Source organism: Luedemannella helvata (genome assembly GCF_039528415.1).
Lineage (GTDB): Bacteria > Actinomycetota > Actinomycetes > Mycobacteriales > Micromonosporaceae > Luedemannella > Luedemannella helvata.
The window spans coordinates 124102-136782 of record NZ_BAAALS010000015.1 but is presented as its reverse complement, the minus strand read 5'-3'; the positions used below and the strand labels follow the sequence as shown (position 1 = coordinate 136782).

Genomic DNA, 12681 nt, shown 5'->3' with positions numbered 1-12681 from the left:
GTGACACGATGGAGCCATGCCGGAGGGTGACACGGTATGGAACACGGCCCGCATGCTGCACCGGGCGCTCGCCGGTGACACAATCCGGCACAGCGACTTCCGGGTCCCGGACCTGGCCACGGTCGACCTGTCCGGCTGGACGGTGCACGAGAGCGTGAGCCGCGGCAAGCACCTGCTGCTGCGGGTCACCGGCGACGACGCCCTCACGATCCACTCCCACCTGCGCATGGACGGTGCCTGGCGCGTGTTCGCCCCCGGCGAGGCGTGGCGAGGGCGCCAGTCCCACCTCATCCGCGTCGTCCTGCGCGCGGCGTCCACGGTCGCCGTCGGGTTCCACCTGCACGACCTCACCATCGTGCCCACCGAGGACGAGGAGAAGCTCGTCGGCCATCTCGGCCCCGATCTGCTCGGCGACCCGGCCGAGCCCGGCGGCTGGGACCTCGACGAGGCCGTTCGCCGGCTGCGGAAGACCCCCACCCGCCCCATCGCCGAGGCCCTGCTCGACCAGACCAACCTCGCCGGCGTCGGCAACCTGTACAAATGCGAGATCCTTTTCGTACGCGGCGTGTGGCCGTGGACCCCGGTGTGGCAGGTCGACGACCTCCCCGGCCTCCTCACGGTCGCCCAGCGCATGCTGGCCGCCAACCGCGGCCGGTGGACCCAGGTCACCACCGGCTCGCTGCGCCGGGGCGAGGGAACCTACGTGTACGGCCGCGGCCGCGCCTCCTGCCGCCGTTGCGGCACCCCCGTCGCCCGCGACGACACCGGCGACCGGGTCACCTACTGGTGCCCCCACTGCCAGCCCCGGACAGACTGACCCGACGGGCGGCCGGGTCGACCCAACGAGCGGACGAGCGGACGAGCGGACGAGCGGACGAGCGGACGAGCGGACGAGCGGATCTTCGGGCCAAACGGTCGCTATAGGAACCATTTAGCCCGAAGATCTACCGTCATGATCAATCCTTGATACTCATTCGGGTCAAATCGCACCACGATGGCGCTGCACCTGCCGAAAGCGTTCTTCTGGCGAACGCGCCCGCAGCCGCACCCGCCAACCCACCGCCAAAGTCGCGCCTTTGGCGACATCACCGCACCCCACGTCCGCCAAAGTCGCGCCTTTGGCGACATCACCGCACCCCACGTCCGCCAAAGTCGCGCCTTTGGCGACATCACCACGCCCCACGTCCGCCAAAGTCGCGCCTTTGGCGACATCACCACGCCCCACCCCACCAGAAGCAGACCTTTGGCGACATCACCGCACCCCACCCCCACCAAAAGCACACCTTTGGCGACGTCACGGTGCCCACCCGAACCCACCCGCCCGAGCCCGCCCTGCCGCACACCTGTCCGCCCAGCCGACCCCGCACGCGCCCCGTCCGCACGTACCCGCCCGCACGCCTCCTCCCCGGCACGCCGCCTCCCCACGCACCCCGCCCGCCGACCTGCACGAGACCCCGTAACGCACTAAAACGGCGCCGCCCCGCGTGGAGGCGACGCCGTTCGCGGCGATGCACAGCGGTCAGGCCGAGTCGCCGGCGGCCTTGTCCTTCATGCTCGCGCGGATCTCGTCGAGACGGGTGACGGCGGCGTTGTCGCCGGACTGCTCGATGGCCGGCTTGTCCTCACCGGCGGCGACCTGCGGGTTCATGGCGGCCCGGATCTCCTCGAGGCGGCTGGCGCCGGCCATGTCGAGGGTGGCCTTCTGGACCTCGAGGCGGCGGCCCTCCAGGGAGTTGCTGGCCAGCTCGGCGCGGCCCAGCGCGGTCGCGTACCGCTTTTCGATCTTGTCGCGGACCTCGCTGAGCGACGGTGTCGTGCCGGACGGGCGGACGGTGTCGTTCATCGTCTCGATCGACCTGGCGACCGTCTCCTGCATCTTGGCCTGCTCCAGCTGGCTGAGCAGCTTGGTGCGCTCGGCGAGCTTCTGCTGCAGGAGCATGGCGTTGTTCTCCACGGCCTTGCGCGCCTGCTCGGCGGCGCCGAGCGCCTGGTCGTGCAGGGACTTGAGGTCCTCCAGCGACTGTTCGGTGGCGACCAGCTGGCTGGCGAAGGTCTGCGCGGTCTGTTCGTACTCGTCGGCCTTCTTGGCGTCGCCGCCGGCGCGGGCCTTGTCGGCGAGCACGAGGGCCTGACGGGTGGACGCCTGGAGGTTCTCGACCTCGCCGAGCGTGCGGTTGAGCTTGAGTTCAAGCTGGCGCTGGTTGCCGATGACGGCGGCGGCCTGCTGGACGAGCGCCTGATGCTGCCGCTGCGCGTCCTCGATCGCCTGCTGGATCTGCACCTTCGGGTCGGCGTGCTCATCGATCTTGGAACCGAACAGCGCCATCAGGTACTTCCAGCCCTTGACGAACGGATTCGCCATGTTGTCCATGTCCTCTCTGCGGCATCAACCCGGCCGACGCCGGCCCCGGCCGTAGCCACCGGTCCCCCTACATCCTGGCAGCCCAGTGCCACACCCGTCACGCCGACGTAAGCCGGAAAGTCACCGCGGCCCGGCGTCGGGGTCGGCGAGGGCCTTCCGCGAGACCTCGGCCGCCTCGGCCAGGCCGGCGCGCATCCCGTCGAGCTCGCCGGCCAGCTCGGCGACGCGGCGGGCGGTCAGCGAGCCGCCCTCCGTCGTGGCGTGCAGCGCCAGCAGCTCCGACATGCGGGCGACCAGGCCTTCGAGGCCCAGGACGGCCGCCTGCATCCGGGCGAGCAGCGCCGACCGGCTGTCGGCGAGCCGGCGGGCCACCTCCAGCTGGTCGATGATGGCCTGCCGGGAGCGCAGCTGCTCGTCGCGTACCGGCCCGGCGGGCGTGCGGGCCAGGGCCGCGTCGATCGCGGCGGCCTCCTCCCGCAGCCGGCCGGCGGCGACCCGGTCGGCCGCCTGCTCGACGAGCGTCACCTGCCCGGCGAGCCGGCGCAGGTCGGCGACGGCCTCGGCGGCCTGGTCGTCGATGTCGGCGATCTGGCCGCGCAGCACCGGGTCGGCGGGCGACTCGGTCTGTTGGTGCAGCGTGCGCAGGGCCGCCTCGGCACGCCGCAGCCAGCCGTCGGCCGCCCCGCCCGGGGCGGGCGCGGGCAACCCGGGCGCCGCGACCGCGGAGCGCCGCCGACCCACGCCGCCGAGCACCGCGTTGACGCCGTAGACGGCGCCGGCGATCCCGAACCCGACCGGCAGGGCCAGGATCGCCGGGCTGGCCAGGGCGGCGGTCACGGCGGCGCCGAGGCCGCCGAGGAGGCCCGCGGCCGCCAGGGCCCACGGGTCGGTCAGCTGCTCCCTGAGGGTCACGGCGGCCATTGTGCCTCAGCTAGAAGTTGCTCAACACCGCCACGAGCACCTTGTCGATGCTGGCCGGGTCGCGGGCGTCGTACGCGGCCGCGCGCGACGACTTGGCGATCGACTGCAGCGTCTCCAGGTCGGCCTGCTCCCCGTACGCGATCGTGAACACCCGCACGACGTTCTCGGCATGGCTGGCGTCGATGGCGCCGAGCAGCCCGGGAAGGTCGTTGTCCGGCGGGTACTCGTTGCGGCCGTCGGTGAGCACCACCACGGCGTTGATCCGGTCGGGCGCGAACTCGGCGGCCATCTTGGCCTGTGCGGCCCGCGTACTGGCGTAGAGGGCGGTGCCGCCCTCGGGCGCGAGGCCCTGGATCGCCGAGCGCAGCGCCGCGCCGTTGGCGCCGACGTCGCCCATGGGCGCCAGTTCCCGGTACGGCTGCGTCTGCCCGCTGCGCGGGGTGGAGAAGGCCCACAGGCCCACCTGGTCGTCCCTGGCGAACATGCCGATCGCCTGCAGCGCCGCCTTCTTGGCGAGCTCCAGCTTGGTGGTGCCGCCGCTGGTCAGCTCCTCCATGGAGCCGGAGGTGTCGAGCACCAGCAGGACGCGGGCCCGCTTGCGCTGGGCGTCCCAGCCCTCGAGCACCTTGGCCACGACGGGGGACGCGGGCGGGTTGACCACCGCGAACTTCGCCTCGGGCAGCAGGCCGTTGGCCGTACTGATGGCGGCGCCGGCCGAGCCGTCATGGCCCCGGAACGCGAAGTCCTTGAACGCGTTCTGCTGTGCCGGCTCACGCAGGAAGGCGAGGAAGTCCGCGGCGGCCGCCTTCTGCTCCTCGGTGGCGCTGGTCAGCACCACGTAGGGGTTGTCCGAGAGCAACGTGCCCTCGCGGGGGTAGATGGCCACGAGCGGCACGGTCGGCTTGCGGCCCTTGCCGGCGAGCGCCGGGTCGCCGGTGGGGTTGCCCTGGTTGTAGTCGTAGACCGACTTCTCCTCGACGGCGACCGCGCTGACGTAGGACATGCCCTGCCCGCGCGCGTCCGCCTCGGCGAGGTTGCTCAGGAAGGTCAGGGTCGTGTCGCCGTAGTGGACGACGCCCTGCTCGACGCCTTTGACGAACGACACGACCGACGGCTTGGCCACGTCGGCCAGCGTCAGGTCGTTGGCCCGCCCGGTGGCCGCGAAGTACGCGCCGATCGTGGCGTTCAGCCCGGAGGTGGAGAAGTGCGGGTTGGTCTTGCCGAGCTTGAACCGGCCCCACTCGGGGTGCCCCTTGCTCGCCCAACCGTTCGGATCCTTGGTCAGGTTCAGCACATCCGTCCAGCCGACCTGCTTGGTGGGCCAACCGAGCGCCTCGGCCATCGGCTTGGGCATGGCCAGCACGAGCGGGGTCTGCGCGATCGACGGCAACGGCCCGGCCGGCACGAGGTCGGGCCTGTCCGCCTGGGTGGTGCGCTGGCGCAACAGCGCCACCCAGGAGCTCGCGGCCGGGGTCCACACCTGCGGGACGGCACCGCCGTCGCGGGTCGGCTCCCACCCGGTCGCGAGGGCGTCCAGCGCGCCGCCGGAGGCCTTGGAGACGACGGTGACGTCCGCGCACCTGCCGTCGAAGCGCCGGTCGGCGGCGGCGTACGCCCCGGCCATCTGGGTGAGCAGCGCGGACTTCTCGCTGGACGCGGCGACCGTGAGCCCCACGCAGCCCTCGCGCTTGACCGGCGGCTTGTCCGCCTCCGTGGTGCCGTCGGACGGCTTGAGGAACAGGTACACGCCGATGACGGCCACCAGGCCGAGGACGACCGCGATGATCAGGGGGAGCGGCGAGCGGCGCCGGGCGGGCTGGTCGAAGACCACGGGCATCCTCCGAGGGGTGGGCCCCCCAGTGTGACAAACGCGCGCACGCGCTGGTCAGACGCCCAGCGGCTCCGGCTGGCGCGGGGCCGGCGGCGTGGGCCGGCCGTTGCGGGTGGCGCGCAGCGTGGTCTTGAGCGGGCCCTCGCGGTGCACCTGGACGGTGACGTCGCCGTCGGTGAGGCCGCCGTCGGGCGTCGGGGTGAGCACCTGGTTGACCTGCTCGGCCAGGGCCAGGGTGTCGCTCGCCTCGCGCAGCACGTCGGACAGTTGCGCGCCGAGGGCGTCGCAGATCGCGGCGAGCAGCTCGCTGGAGGCTTCCTTGTGGCCGCGCTCGATCTCGGAGAGGTAGCCCAGGCTGACGTTGGCCGCCGTGGACACCTCGCGGAGAGTGCGCTGTTGGCGCAGCCGGCGGGCCCGCAGCGCGTCGCCGATCACCCTTCGCAGCAGGATCATCGCCACACCCCCTCCACCCGCCGTGTCGCCAGGTTGACCGAAAGGGTACCCGCCCGGGGCGACATCGACATCCCTAACGTCGATCGAGTTCAGCCGGTCTCGCTCAACATCTCCAGTACCAGGCGTAACGCGGATGTGACTGTCCGCGATCGGACAGCTGCGCGCTCGCCGTCGATCTCGAGCCGGCGCACCTGCGTGCGCGGACCGGCCACCGCGATGTAGACCGTCCCCACCGGGACGCCGTCCTGCGGTTCGGGGCCGGCGACGCCCGTCGTGGCCAGGCCCCAGTCGGCCCCGCACCGCCCGCGCGCCCCCTCGGCCAGGGCCGCGGCCACGTCCGGGTCCACGGGCCCGCGCGCCTCCAGAAGATCATCTGGTACGCCCGCCAGCTCGGCCTTCAGCTCGGTGGCGTAGACGATCAGGCCCCCGCGGAACGCCCGGCTCGCGCCCGGCGCGTCGACCAGCGTCGCGCCGAGCAGCCCGCCGGTCAGCGACTCGGCGACCGCCAGCGTCTCCTTGCGCTGCACCAGCTCCTCGATCACCCGCGCCGGCAACCCACCGGCGTCCACCGCCTCCGCGGTCCGCGCGCTACCCATGCCGCTCATGCTGTCACCTCCGTGGCGCGCCACACGGTGTGCGCCCGCCAGGTGCGGTCCCACAGCGCCGCGCGCTCGTCCGGGTCCGTGTCGTGCAGGGTGAGACCGAACACCTCGGCCAGGATCGCGAACCACTCGCCGGGGTCGGTCACGTCGTGCCCGCGCACCCCGTCGGCGGTCACCCGCTCGAACACGCAGCCGCGCAACCGGTCGGCGCCGGCCGCCCGGCGCCGCTGCACGATCACCTTCTGCACGAACGGCGAGTCGGGCGACGTACTCAGGTAGGCGTGCATGTCCACGAACGCGCCGGCCGGCGCGAGCCCGCCCGCCATGTCGAAGCCGATGAAGCTGCCCAGCGGATCGTGACCGAAGCGCCACCCGCCGGGCGCCGCCGCAGACTCCCCCAGCGCGTACCTGAACGGCCCCTGGGCGTACTCCCCGGCGCGCAGCGGCAGCGGGTCGGCCGGGCCGTCGCCGAGGCCCACGTCCACCAGCCAGACGCCCGCCGGCTCGGCCGGCGTGGGCAGGCCGTGGACGGTCAGCGCCAGATGGTTGCCGGTCGCGCCGACCGGCGCGGGCGACGTGGCGGGCTGCACCCCGGCGAGGTGGCGGCGCACGTCGAAGCCCAGCGCTCCGAGCAGGCGCGCGAACGCGCCGTTGAGGTGGAAGCAGTATCCGCCCGAACCGGCGAGCACCCGGCCCACGGCGGCGTCGCGGTGGATGCCGTGCGGCCGACCGAGCTGGATGGTCAGGTTCTCGTACGGCACCCGGGCCACGTGCGCGCGGTGCAGGCGCGTCAGCCAGTCCACGGACGGCGGCGGGACCGGGCCGTCGTCGAGACCGAGCCGGCGCAGGTATGCCGCGATGTCGATGCCCACGCGTGCCACGCTAGCGGCCCGGTCCGTCAGTGTGTGGCCCCGCCGAGGTTGAGGATCACCACACCGGCGATGACGAGCAGCACCCCGGCGACCTTCGCGACGCTGAGCGGCTCGCCCAGGAACACCGCGCCGATCGCCACGATCGTCGCCGTGCCCAGCCCCGCCCACACGGCGTACGCGACGCCGACCTCAATGCCCTTGACGGCCTGCGCGAGGCACGCGAACGACACCGCGTACGCCGCGAACATCGCCACCGTGGGCACCGGCCGGGTGAAGCCCTCGGTCGCCTTCAGCAGGCTGGTGCCGAAGACCTCGGTGGCGATGGCGCCGAACAGGAACAGGTAGGCCACGAGCCCTCCTCTGATTCGTACGAGTGTACTAAAAGAGGGGTCAGTGACGCACGGTCGCCGCGCGGCGCGCGCGGCTTTTTCGTACCACGGACACGACGTAGTCCAGCCCGGTCGCGACCGTGACGACGACGGCGGCCGCCATGATCCAGTGTCCGACGACGACGAGGGCGGCCGGCATGGGCCACAGGTACCAGGCGATGGCCAGGATCTGCAGCACCGTCTTGACCTTGCCGCCCCGGCTCGCGGCCATCACCTCGTAGCGCAGCACCCAGAACCGCAGCGCCGTGATGCCCAGCTCACGGGCCAGGATCACCACGGTCACCCACCACGCGAGGGCGTCGTAGAGCGACAGCAACACCAGGGCCGTACCCGTGAGGGCCTTGTCGGCGATCGGATCGGCGACCTTCCCGAACGAGGTGACCAGGTTCCATGTGCGGGCGATCCAGCCGTCGACGAAGTCGGTCAGCGACGCCACCCCGAACGCGAGGCAGGCCGCGATCCGCAACTTCTCGTCCGTCATCTCCGAGGCCACGACCAGCAGCACGAAGATCGGGACCAGCACGATGCGCAGCAGGGTGAGCCCGTTGGCCAGGTTCACCAGCGGCGGGCGCTCGCTCATGGACGTCCGACTGCGTCGATGATCTCCATGGGCGCGGCGACGAGGTCCACCCCGTCGGTACCGGTGACCTTGGCTCGGACGAGGTCCCCGACCGCGAGACCCGGCAGGCTGGCGCTCAGCGTTGTCGAGCCGTCCACCTCGGGCGCCTGATGGGCCCCACGTCCCTCGATCACGCCGTCCCCGATCGACTCGACGAGCACCTCGACCTCGGTGCCGAGCCGGTCGGTGGCCCGCTGGTTGCACAGCTCCTCGGCCAGCATGCTGATCCTGTTGTACCGGCGCTTGACCGTCGCGGGCGACACCTTGTCGGTGAACCCGGCCGCCTCCGTGCCGTCCTCGTCGCTGTAGTCGAACACGCCGATCGCGTCCAGGCGCGCCTCCGTGAGGAAGCGCTCCAGCTCGGCCACGTCGGCCCGGGACTCGCCCGGGAAGCCCACGATGAAGTTCGACCGCGCGCCCGCCTCGGGGGCCAGGGCGCGGGCACTCTTGAGAAGGTCGAGGAACCGGTCGGTGGAACCGAACCGGCGCATCCGACGCAGCACGGCCTCGCTGGAGTGCTGGAACGACAGGTCGAAGTACGGCGCGACCTTGTCGGTCGTGGCGATCGTCTCGACCAGCCCGGGCCGGGTCTCGGCCGGCTGCAGGTAGGACACCCGCACCCGCACGATCCCCCGGGTCGCGGCCAGCTGCGGCAGCAGCTTCTCCAGGGCGCGCGGGTCACCCAGGTCCTTGCCGTACGAGGTCGAGTTCTCGCTGACCAGCACGATCTCGCGCACGCCGTCGGCGGCGAGCCACTCGGCCTCGGCCAGGATCTCCTCCGGCGTCCGGGACACGAACGCGCCCCGGAAGCTCGGGATGGCGCAGAACGCGCACCGCCGGTCGCACCCCGACGCGAGCTTCAGCGAGGCCACCGGCCCGCTGTCGAGCCGGCGGCGCAGCACCGTGCGCAGGTGCTTGGGGGTCGCGTCGTCCAACGGCAGCGCGGCGCCGTGGCCGGGCAGCGTGACAGGCGCGGCGCGGCGCTCGACCGGGGTCAAGGGCAGCAACGTACGCCGGTCGCGCGGCGCGTGGGAGGCGATCGTGTCGCCCGCGAGCACCTCGCTCAGCCGCTGGCCGATCTGCGGGTAGTGGTCGAAGCCCAGCACCGCGTCGGCCTCGGGCAGGCTCTCGGCCAGCTCCGTGCCGTACCGCTCGGCCATGCAGCCCGTGGCGACCACCTTCGCGCCCGAGTCGTGGGCCGCGAGCAGGGTGTCGATCGAGTCGCGCTTGGCCTTCTCGACGAACCCGCAGGTGTTGACGACGATGACGTCCGCACCGTCCCCGTCCGGGACCAGGTCCCAACCGTCGGCGTGCAGGCGCGCGGCGAGCTCCTCGGAGTCGACCTCGTTGCGCGCGCAGCCGAGGGTGAGCAGCGCCACCCGGCGGCCGGTGGGGTGATCGGTGACAGACATTGCGACAAGGTTACCGGCGGACCCGACCCGGCCCGCCGCGAGTGCCCCCCTCGGGTGGCCGCGTGCCTGGTGATCTGCCCCACCGGGCTGGCCCGGGATCTCACCATTGGCTAGCCTCGAATGTGAGCGACCACGTCCCCGGTCCGCTCCCGGACGAGCCGCACACCGTACCCGGCCCGCTAAGACGGTGCGCAGTGGATGTGTGTCATGTCCGAAGTCATGCAGGTCGTCGGCGCCCTGCTGATCCTCGCCGGCTTCACGGCCGCCCAGTTCGGCCGCCTCGACCCCAGGTCCCTGCCGTACCTCGTGGTCAACGTCCTCGGCGCGGGCGTGCTCGCCGTCGTCGCGGCCGTCGACGGCGACTGGGGCTTCCTCCTCCTGGAGGGCGTCTGGACGATCGTCTCGGCGGTCTCCCTGTTCCGCCTCACCCGCCGCCCCCACACCCCCCGCCCCGCGGACTGACCCGCGCACCCTCACCCCCTCGCCCTCCGCGTCCCGCTCCGGCCGACGTTTGGGCGGTTCCGCGCGTATCCGCGGGGCGGGTTAACACGCGGAACCACCCAAACGTCGGAGAGGGTGGGGTGGGGTGGGTGGGGCGGCGGGTCGGGGTGGGTGGGGCGAGCGCGCGGCGGACGGCAGGTAGGGCGTGTGCGTCAGCCGTCGCCGGCGATCTGGGCGCGGATCTCCTCGAGCTGATCGGGCTTGACGAGCACCTCGCGGGCCTTGGAGCCCTCGGACGGTCCGACGACGCCGCGCGTCTCCATGAGGTCCATGAGGCGGCCGGCCTTGGCGAAACCCACGCGCAGCTTGCGCTGCAGCATCGAGGTGGAGCCGAACTGCGAGGTGACGACGAGCTCGACGGCCTGCAGCAGCAGCTCCAGGTCGTCGCCGATGTCCTCGTCGATCTTCTTCTTGGTCTCCTCGGGCTTGGTGAGCACGTCGGGGCGGAACTCGGGCTCGCGCTGGTCCTTGCAGAACTTCACGATGTCGGCGATCTCGGCCTCGCTCACCCAGGCACCCTGGATGCGCTGCGGCTTGGAGGCGCCCATCGGCAGGAACAGCCCGTCGCCGCGGCCGATGAGCTTCTCGGCGCCCGGCTGGTCGAGGATGACCCGCGAGTCGGCCAGCGACGAGGTGGCGAACGCCAGCCGCGACGGCACGTTGGCCTTGATCAGGCCGGTGACCACGTCGACGGACGGCCGCTGGGTGGCGAGCACGAGGTGGATGCCGGCGGCCCGGGCGAGCTGCGTGATGCGTACCACGGAGTCCTCGACGTCGCGGGGGGCGACCATCATGAGGTCGGCCAGCTCGTCGACGATGACGAGCAGGTACGGGTACGGCCGGATGACGCGTTCGCTGCCGGGCGGGGCGGTGATCTTGCCGTCGCGTACCTTGCGGTTGTAGTCGTCGACATGGCGCACGCCGGCCGCGGCCAGGTCGTCGTAGCGCATCTCCATCTCGCGCACGACCCAGTCCAGCGCGTCGGCGGCCTTCTTCGGGTTCGTCACGATGGGCGTGACGAGGTGCGGAATCCCCTCGTACGCGGTGAGTTCCACCCGCTTGGGGTCCACGAGCAGCAGCCGCACCTGGTCGGGGGTGGCCCGGGCGAGCACCGACACCAGCAGGGAGTTCAGGCAGGAGGACTTGCCGGCGCCGGTGGCGCCCGCGATGAGGATGTGCGGCATCTTGGCCAGGTTGGCCACGACGAAGCCGCCCTCGATGTCCTTGCCCAGGCCGACAACCAGCGGGTGGTGGTCGCCGGAGGCCGACCGGGCGCGCAGCACGTCGCCGAGCGCGACGTTCTCCCGGTCGGTGTTGGGGATCTCCACGCCGACGGCCGACTTGCCGGGGATCGGGCTGAGGATGCGCACGTCCGGCGACTTCACCGCGTACGCGATGTTGCGGCTGAGCTGGGTGATGCGCTCGACCTTGACCCCGTGGCCGAGTTCGACCTCGTAGCGGGTGACCGTCGGGCCGCGGGTGAAGCCCGTGACGGCGGCGTCCACATCGAACTGCTCGAAGACGCCCTGCAGCGCGATGATGACCTCGTCGTTGGCCTTGCTGCGGGCCTTCGCGGCCTCGCCGGGGCGCAGCAGGGTCGCCGGGGGCAGCTTGTAGTCGCCCTCCAGCGGCGCGAGGGCGAGCTGCTCGGCCTTCGCCGGCGCGGGCGAGTGCTCGGGCGGGGCGGTGCGCTTGGCCGGCCGGGGCGTGGGGGCCGGCACCCGGGGCAGCGCGACCGTCTCGTGCCACTCCTCGACCGGCGGCTCGTCGAGGCCCTCGTCGCCCTCGTCGGCGAAGACGGCCTGCCGGCGCTTGGCGCCGGCCGAACGCCGGCGCACAGTCGCGGCGGCCGCGTCGGCGGCCGCGGTGGCGTTGCGCGGCGTCTCCTCCGTGGCGTACTCCGGAGGTGCGCCGACAAGGTAGTTCCACAGCGCCCACAGCCGGTGCGGCACCTGGTTGACCGGGGTGGCCGTGAGCACCAGGACGCCGAAGACGCCGAACAGGATGAGCAGCGGCACGGCCACGTACCCGGTGACCGCGGTCGCGAGGCCGGTGCCCACGCCGCGCCCGACCCACCCGCCCGCGTGCTCGATGAGCCACGCGTCCGTGGGCTGCTTCTTGCCCAGGTGCAGCAGGCCGGCTGCGGCGAGGCCGAGGGCGCCCCAGCCGACCAGCCCGCGACCCCGGTGGTGCTCCTCGTCGGGCGGCACGCGCATGAGCCGCACCGCTCCCACGAGCAGCAGCAGCGGCAGCACCTTGGCCAGCTCGCCGATGCTGAACCGGGCCGCCTTGGCCAGCCAGTCGCCGACCGGGCCGGCCGAGCCGAACCAGACGGCCACGGCGAGGATCGTCGACAGGGCGAGCAGGACCAGACCGGCGCCGTCGCGGCGGTGCTCGGGGTCGAGGTCGCGCGCGGTCGCGGCCTGCCGGCCCACGGCGCGGAAGCTCCACCCGACCGCGTGCGCGAGGCCCATCCACACGCTGCCGATCGCGGCGCCCAGATAGGACAGTGGGCCGCCGGCCGTGCGGCGGCGGGCGGTCGAGGCGCGCCGGGCGGTCGCCCGCCGCCCCTGGGCGGCGCTCGCGCGGGTGTTCGTGGCGCGGGTGGCCGCGGCCTTACGGGCCGATGTGGACCGTGCGGCGGCAGAACCACGCGACGAGGCGGCGCCGGAGCGCCGGCTCGCCGGAGAGGTACGGCCCGCCATGGTCACACGGTAGC

The 12681-nt window shown here is 72.8% G+C and carries 12 protein-coding genes and 1 riboswitch; of the genes, 2 read left to right on the top strand and 10 right to left on the bottom strand.

The genetic code is table 11. From position 1 onward, the window contains the following. Nucleotides 1-16: 16 nt before the first annotated feature. Nucleotides 17-817 (top strand): DNA-formamidopyrimidine glycosylase family protein, encoded by an 801-nt coding sequence (locus ABD191_RS16785; protein WP_344082614.1) that lies wholly within the window; start codon nucleotides 17-19, stop codon nucleotides 815-817. Nucleotides 818-1519: 702 nt separating this feature from the next. Here the strand turns inward: ABD191_RS16785 and ABD191_RS16780 are convergent. The 9 genes from ABD191_RS16780 to rimO all read right to left on the bottom strand — a co-directional run bounded on the left by ABD191_RS16780 (nucleotide 1520) and on the right by rimO (nucleotide 9461). Then, entirely contained in the window at nucleotides 1520-2362 is an 843-nt protein-coding gene (locus ABD191_RS16780; protein ID WP_344082612.1) for a PspA/IM30 family protein, read from the bottom strand. Nucleotides 2363-2482: 120 nt separating this feature from the next. Continuing rightward, nucleotides 2483-3274 (bottom strand): hypothetical protein, encoded by a 792-nt coding sequence (locus ABD191_RS16775; protein ID WP_344082610.1) that lies wholly within the window; start codon nucleotides 3272-3274, stop codon nucleotides 2483-2485. A 19-nt stretch (nucleotides 3275-3293) separates the two neighbouring features. Then, on the bottom strand, nucleotides 3294-5120 hold the full coding sequence (locus tag ABD191_RS16770) for a substrate-binding domain-containing protein (RefSeq protein ID WP_344082608.1): 1827 nt from the start codon (nucleotides 5118-5120) through the stop codon (nucleotides 3294-3296). 48 nt (nucleotides 5121-5168) lie between these two features. Continuing rightward, a complete protein-coding gene (locus tag ABD191_RS16765) occupies nucleotides 5169-5567 on the bottom strand; it encodes a helix-turn-helix domain-containing protein (protein WP_344082606.1) in 399 nt (132 codons plus the stop codon). Between the two features lie 89 nt (nucleotides 5568-5656). After that, a complete protein-coding gene (locus ABD191_RS16760; RefSeq protein ID WP_344082604.1) occupies nucleotides 5657-6163 on the bottom strand; it encodes a CinA family protein in 507 nt (168 codons plus the stop codon). Nucleotides 6164-6168: 5 nt separating this feature from the next. Next, the gene (locus ABD191_RS16755; protein ID WP_344082602.1) at nucleotides 6169-7041 is read right to left on the bottom strand and encodes an arylamine N-acetyltransferase family protein; all 873 of its coding nucleotides are present in this window, start codon (nucleotides 7039-7041) and stop codon (nucleotides 6169-6171) included. A gap of 26 nt (nucleotides 7042-7067) precedes the next feature. Further along, nucleotides 7068-7391, bottom strand: coding sequence for a DMT family transporter (locus tag ABD191_RS16750; RefSeq protein ID WP_344082600.1), 324 nt, complete (start codon nucleotides 7389-7391; stop codon nucleotides 7068-7070). A 40-nt stretch (nucleotides 7392-7431) separates the two neighbouring features. Further along, nucleotides 7432-8010: a CDP-diacylglycerol--glycerol-3-phosphate 3-phosphatidyltransferase gene (gene pgsA / locus ABD191_RS16745; RefSeq protein WP_344082598.1), complete on the bottom strand. Its 579-nt coding sequence runs from the start codon at nucleotides 8008-8010 to the stop codon at nucleotides 7432-7434. Continuing rightward, nucleotides 8007-9461, bottom strand: a complete 1455-nt coding sequence (rimO, locus tag ABD191_RS16740; protein WP_344082596.1) for a 30S ribosomal protein S12 methylthiotransferase RimO — start codon at nucleotides 9459-9461, stop codon at nucleotides 8007-8009. The genes pgsA and rimO overlap by 4 nt, the downstream gene beginning before the upstream one ends. Before the next feature lie 123 nt (nucleotides 9462-9584). Beyond that, a riboswitch (guanidine-III (ykkC-III) riboswitch) is annotated at nucleotides 9585-9655 on the top strand. A gap of 13 nt (nucleotides 9656-9668) precedes the next feature. Here rimO and ABD191_RS16735 point away from each other — a divergent pair. Further along, nucleotides 9669-9923: a CBU_0592 family membrane protein gene (locus ABD191_RS16735; protein ID WP_344082594.1), complete on the top strand. Its 255-nt coding sequence runs from the start codon at nucleotides 9669-9671 to the stop codon at nucleotides 9921-9923. Between the two features lie 191 nt (nucleotides 9924-10114). Here the strand turns inward: ABD191_RS16735 and ABD191_RS16730 are convergent, their stop codons facing one another. Next, entirely contained in the window at nucleotides 10115-12667 is a 2553-nt protein-coding gene (locus tag ABD191_RS16730) for a DNA translocase FtsK (RefSeq protein ID WP_344082592.1), read from the bottom strand. Between the last annotated feature and the right edge of the window lie 14 nt (nucleotides 12668-12681).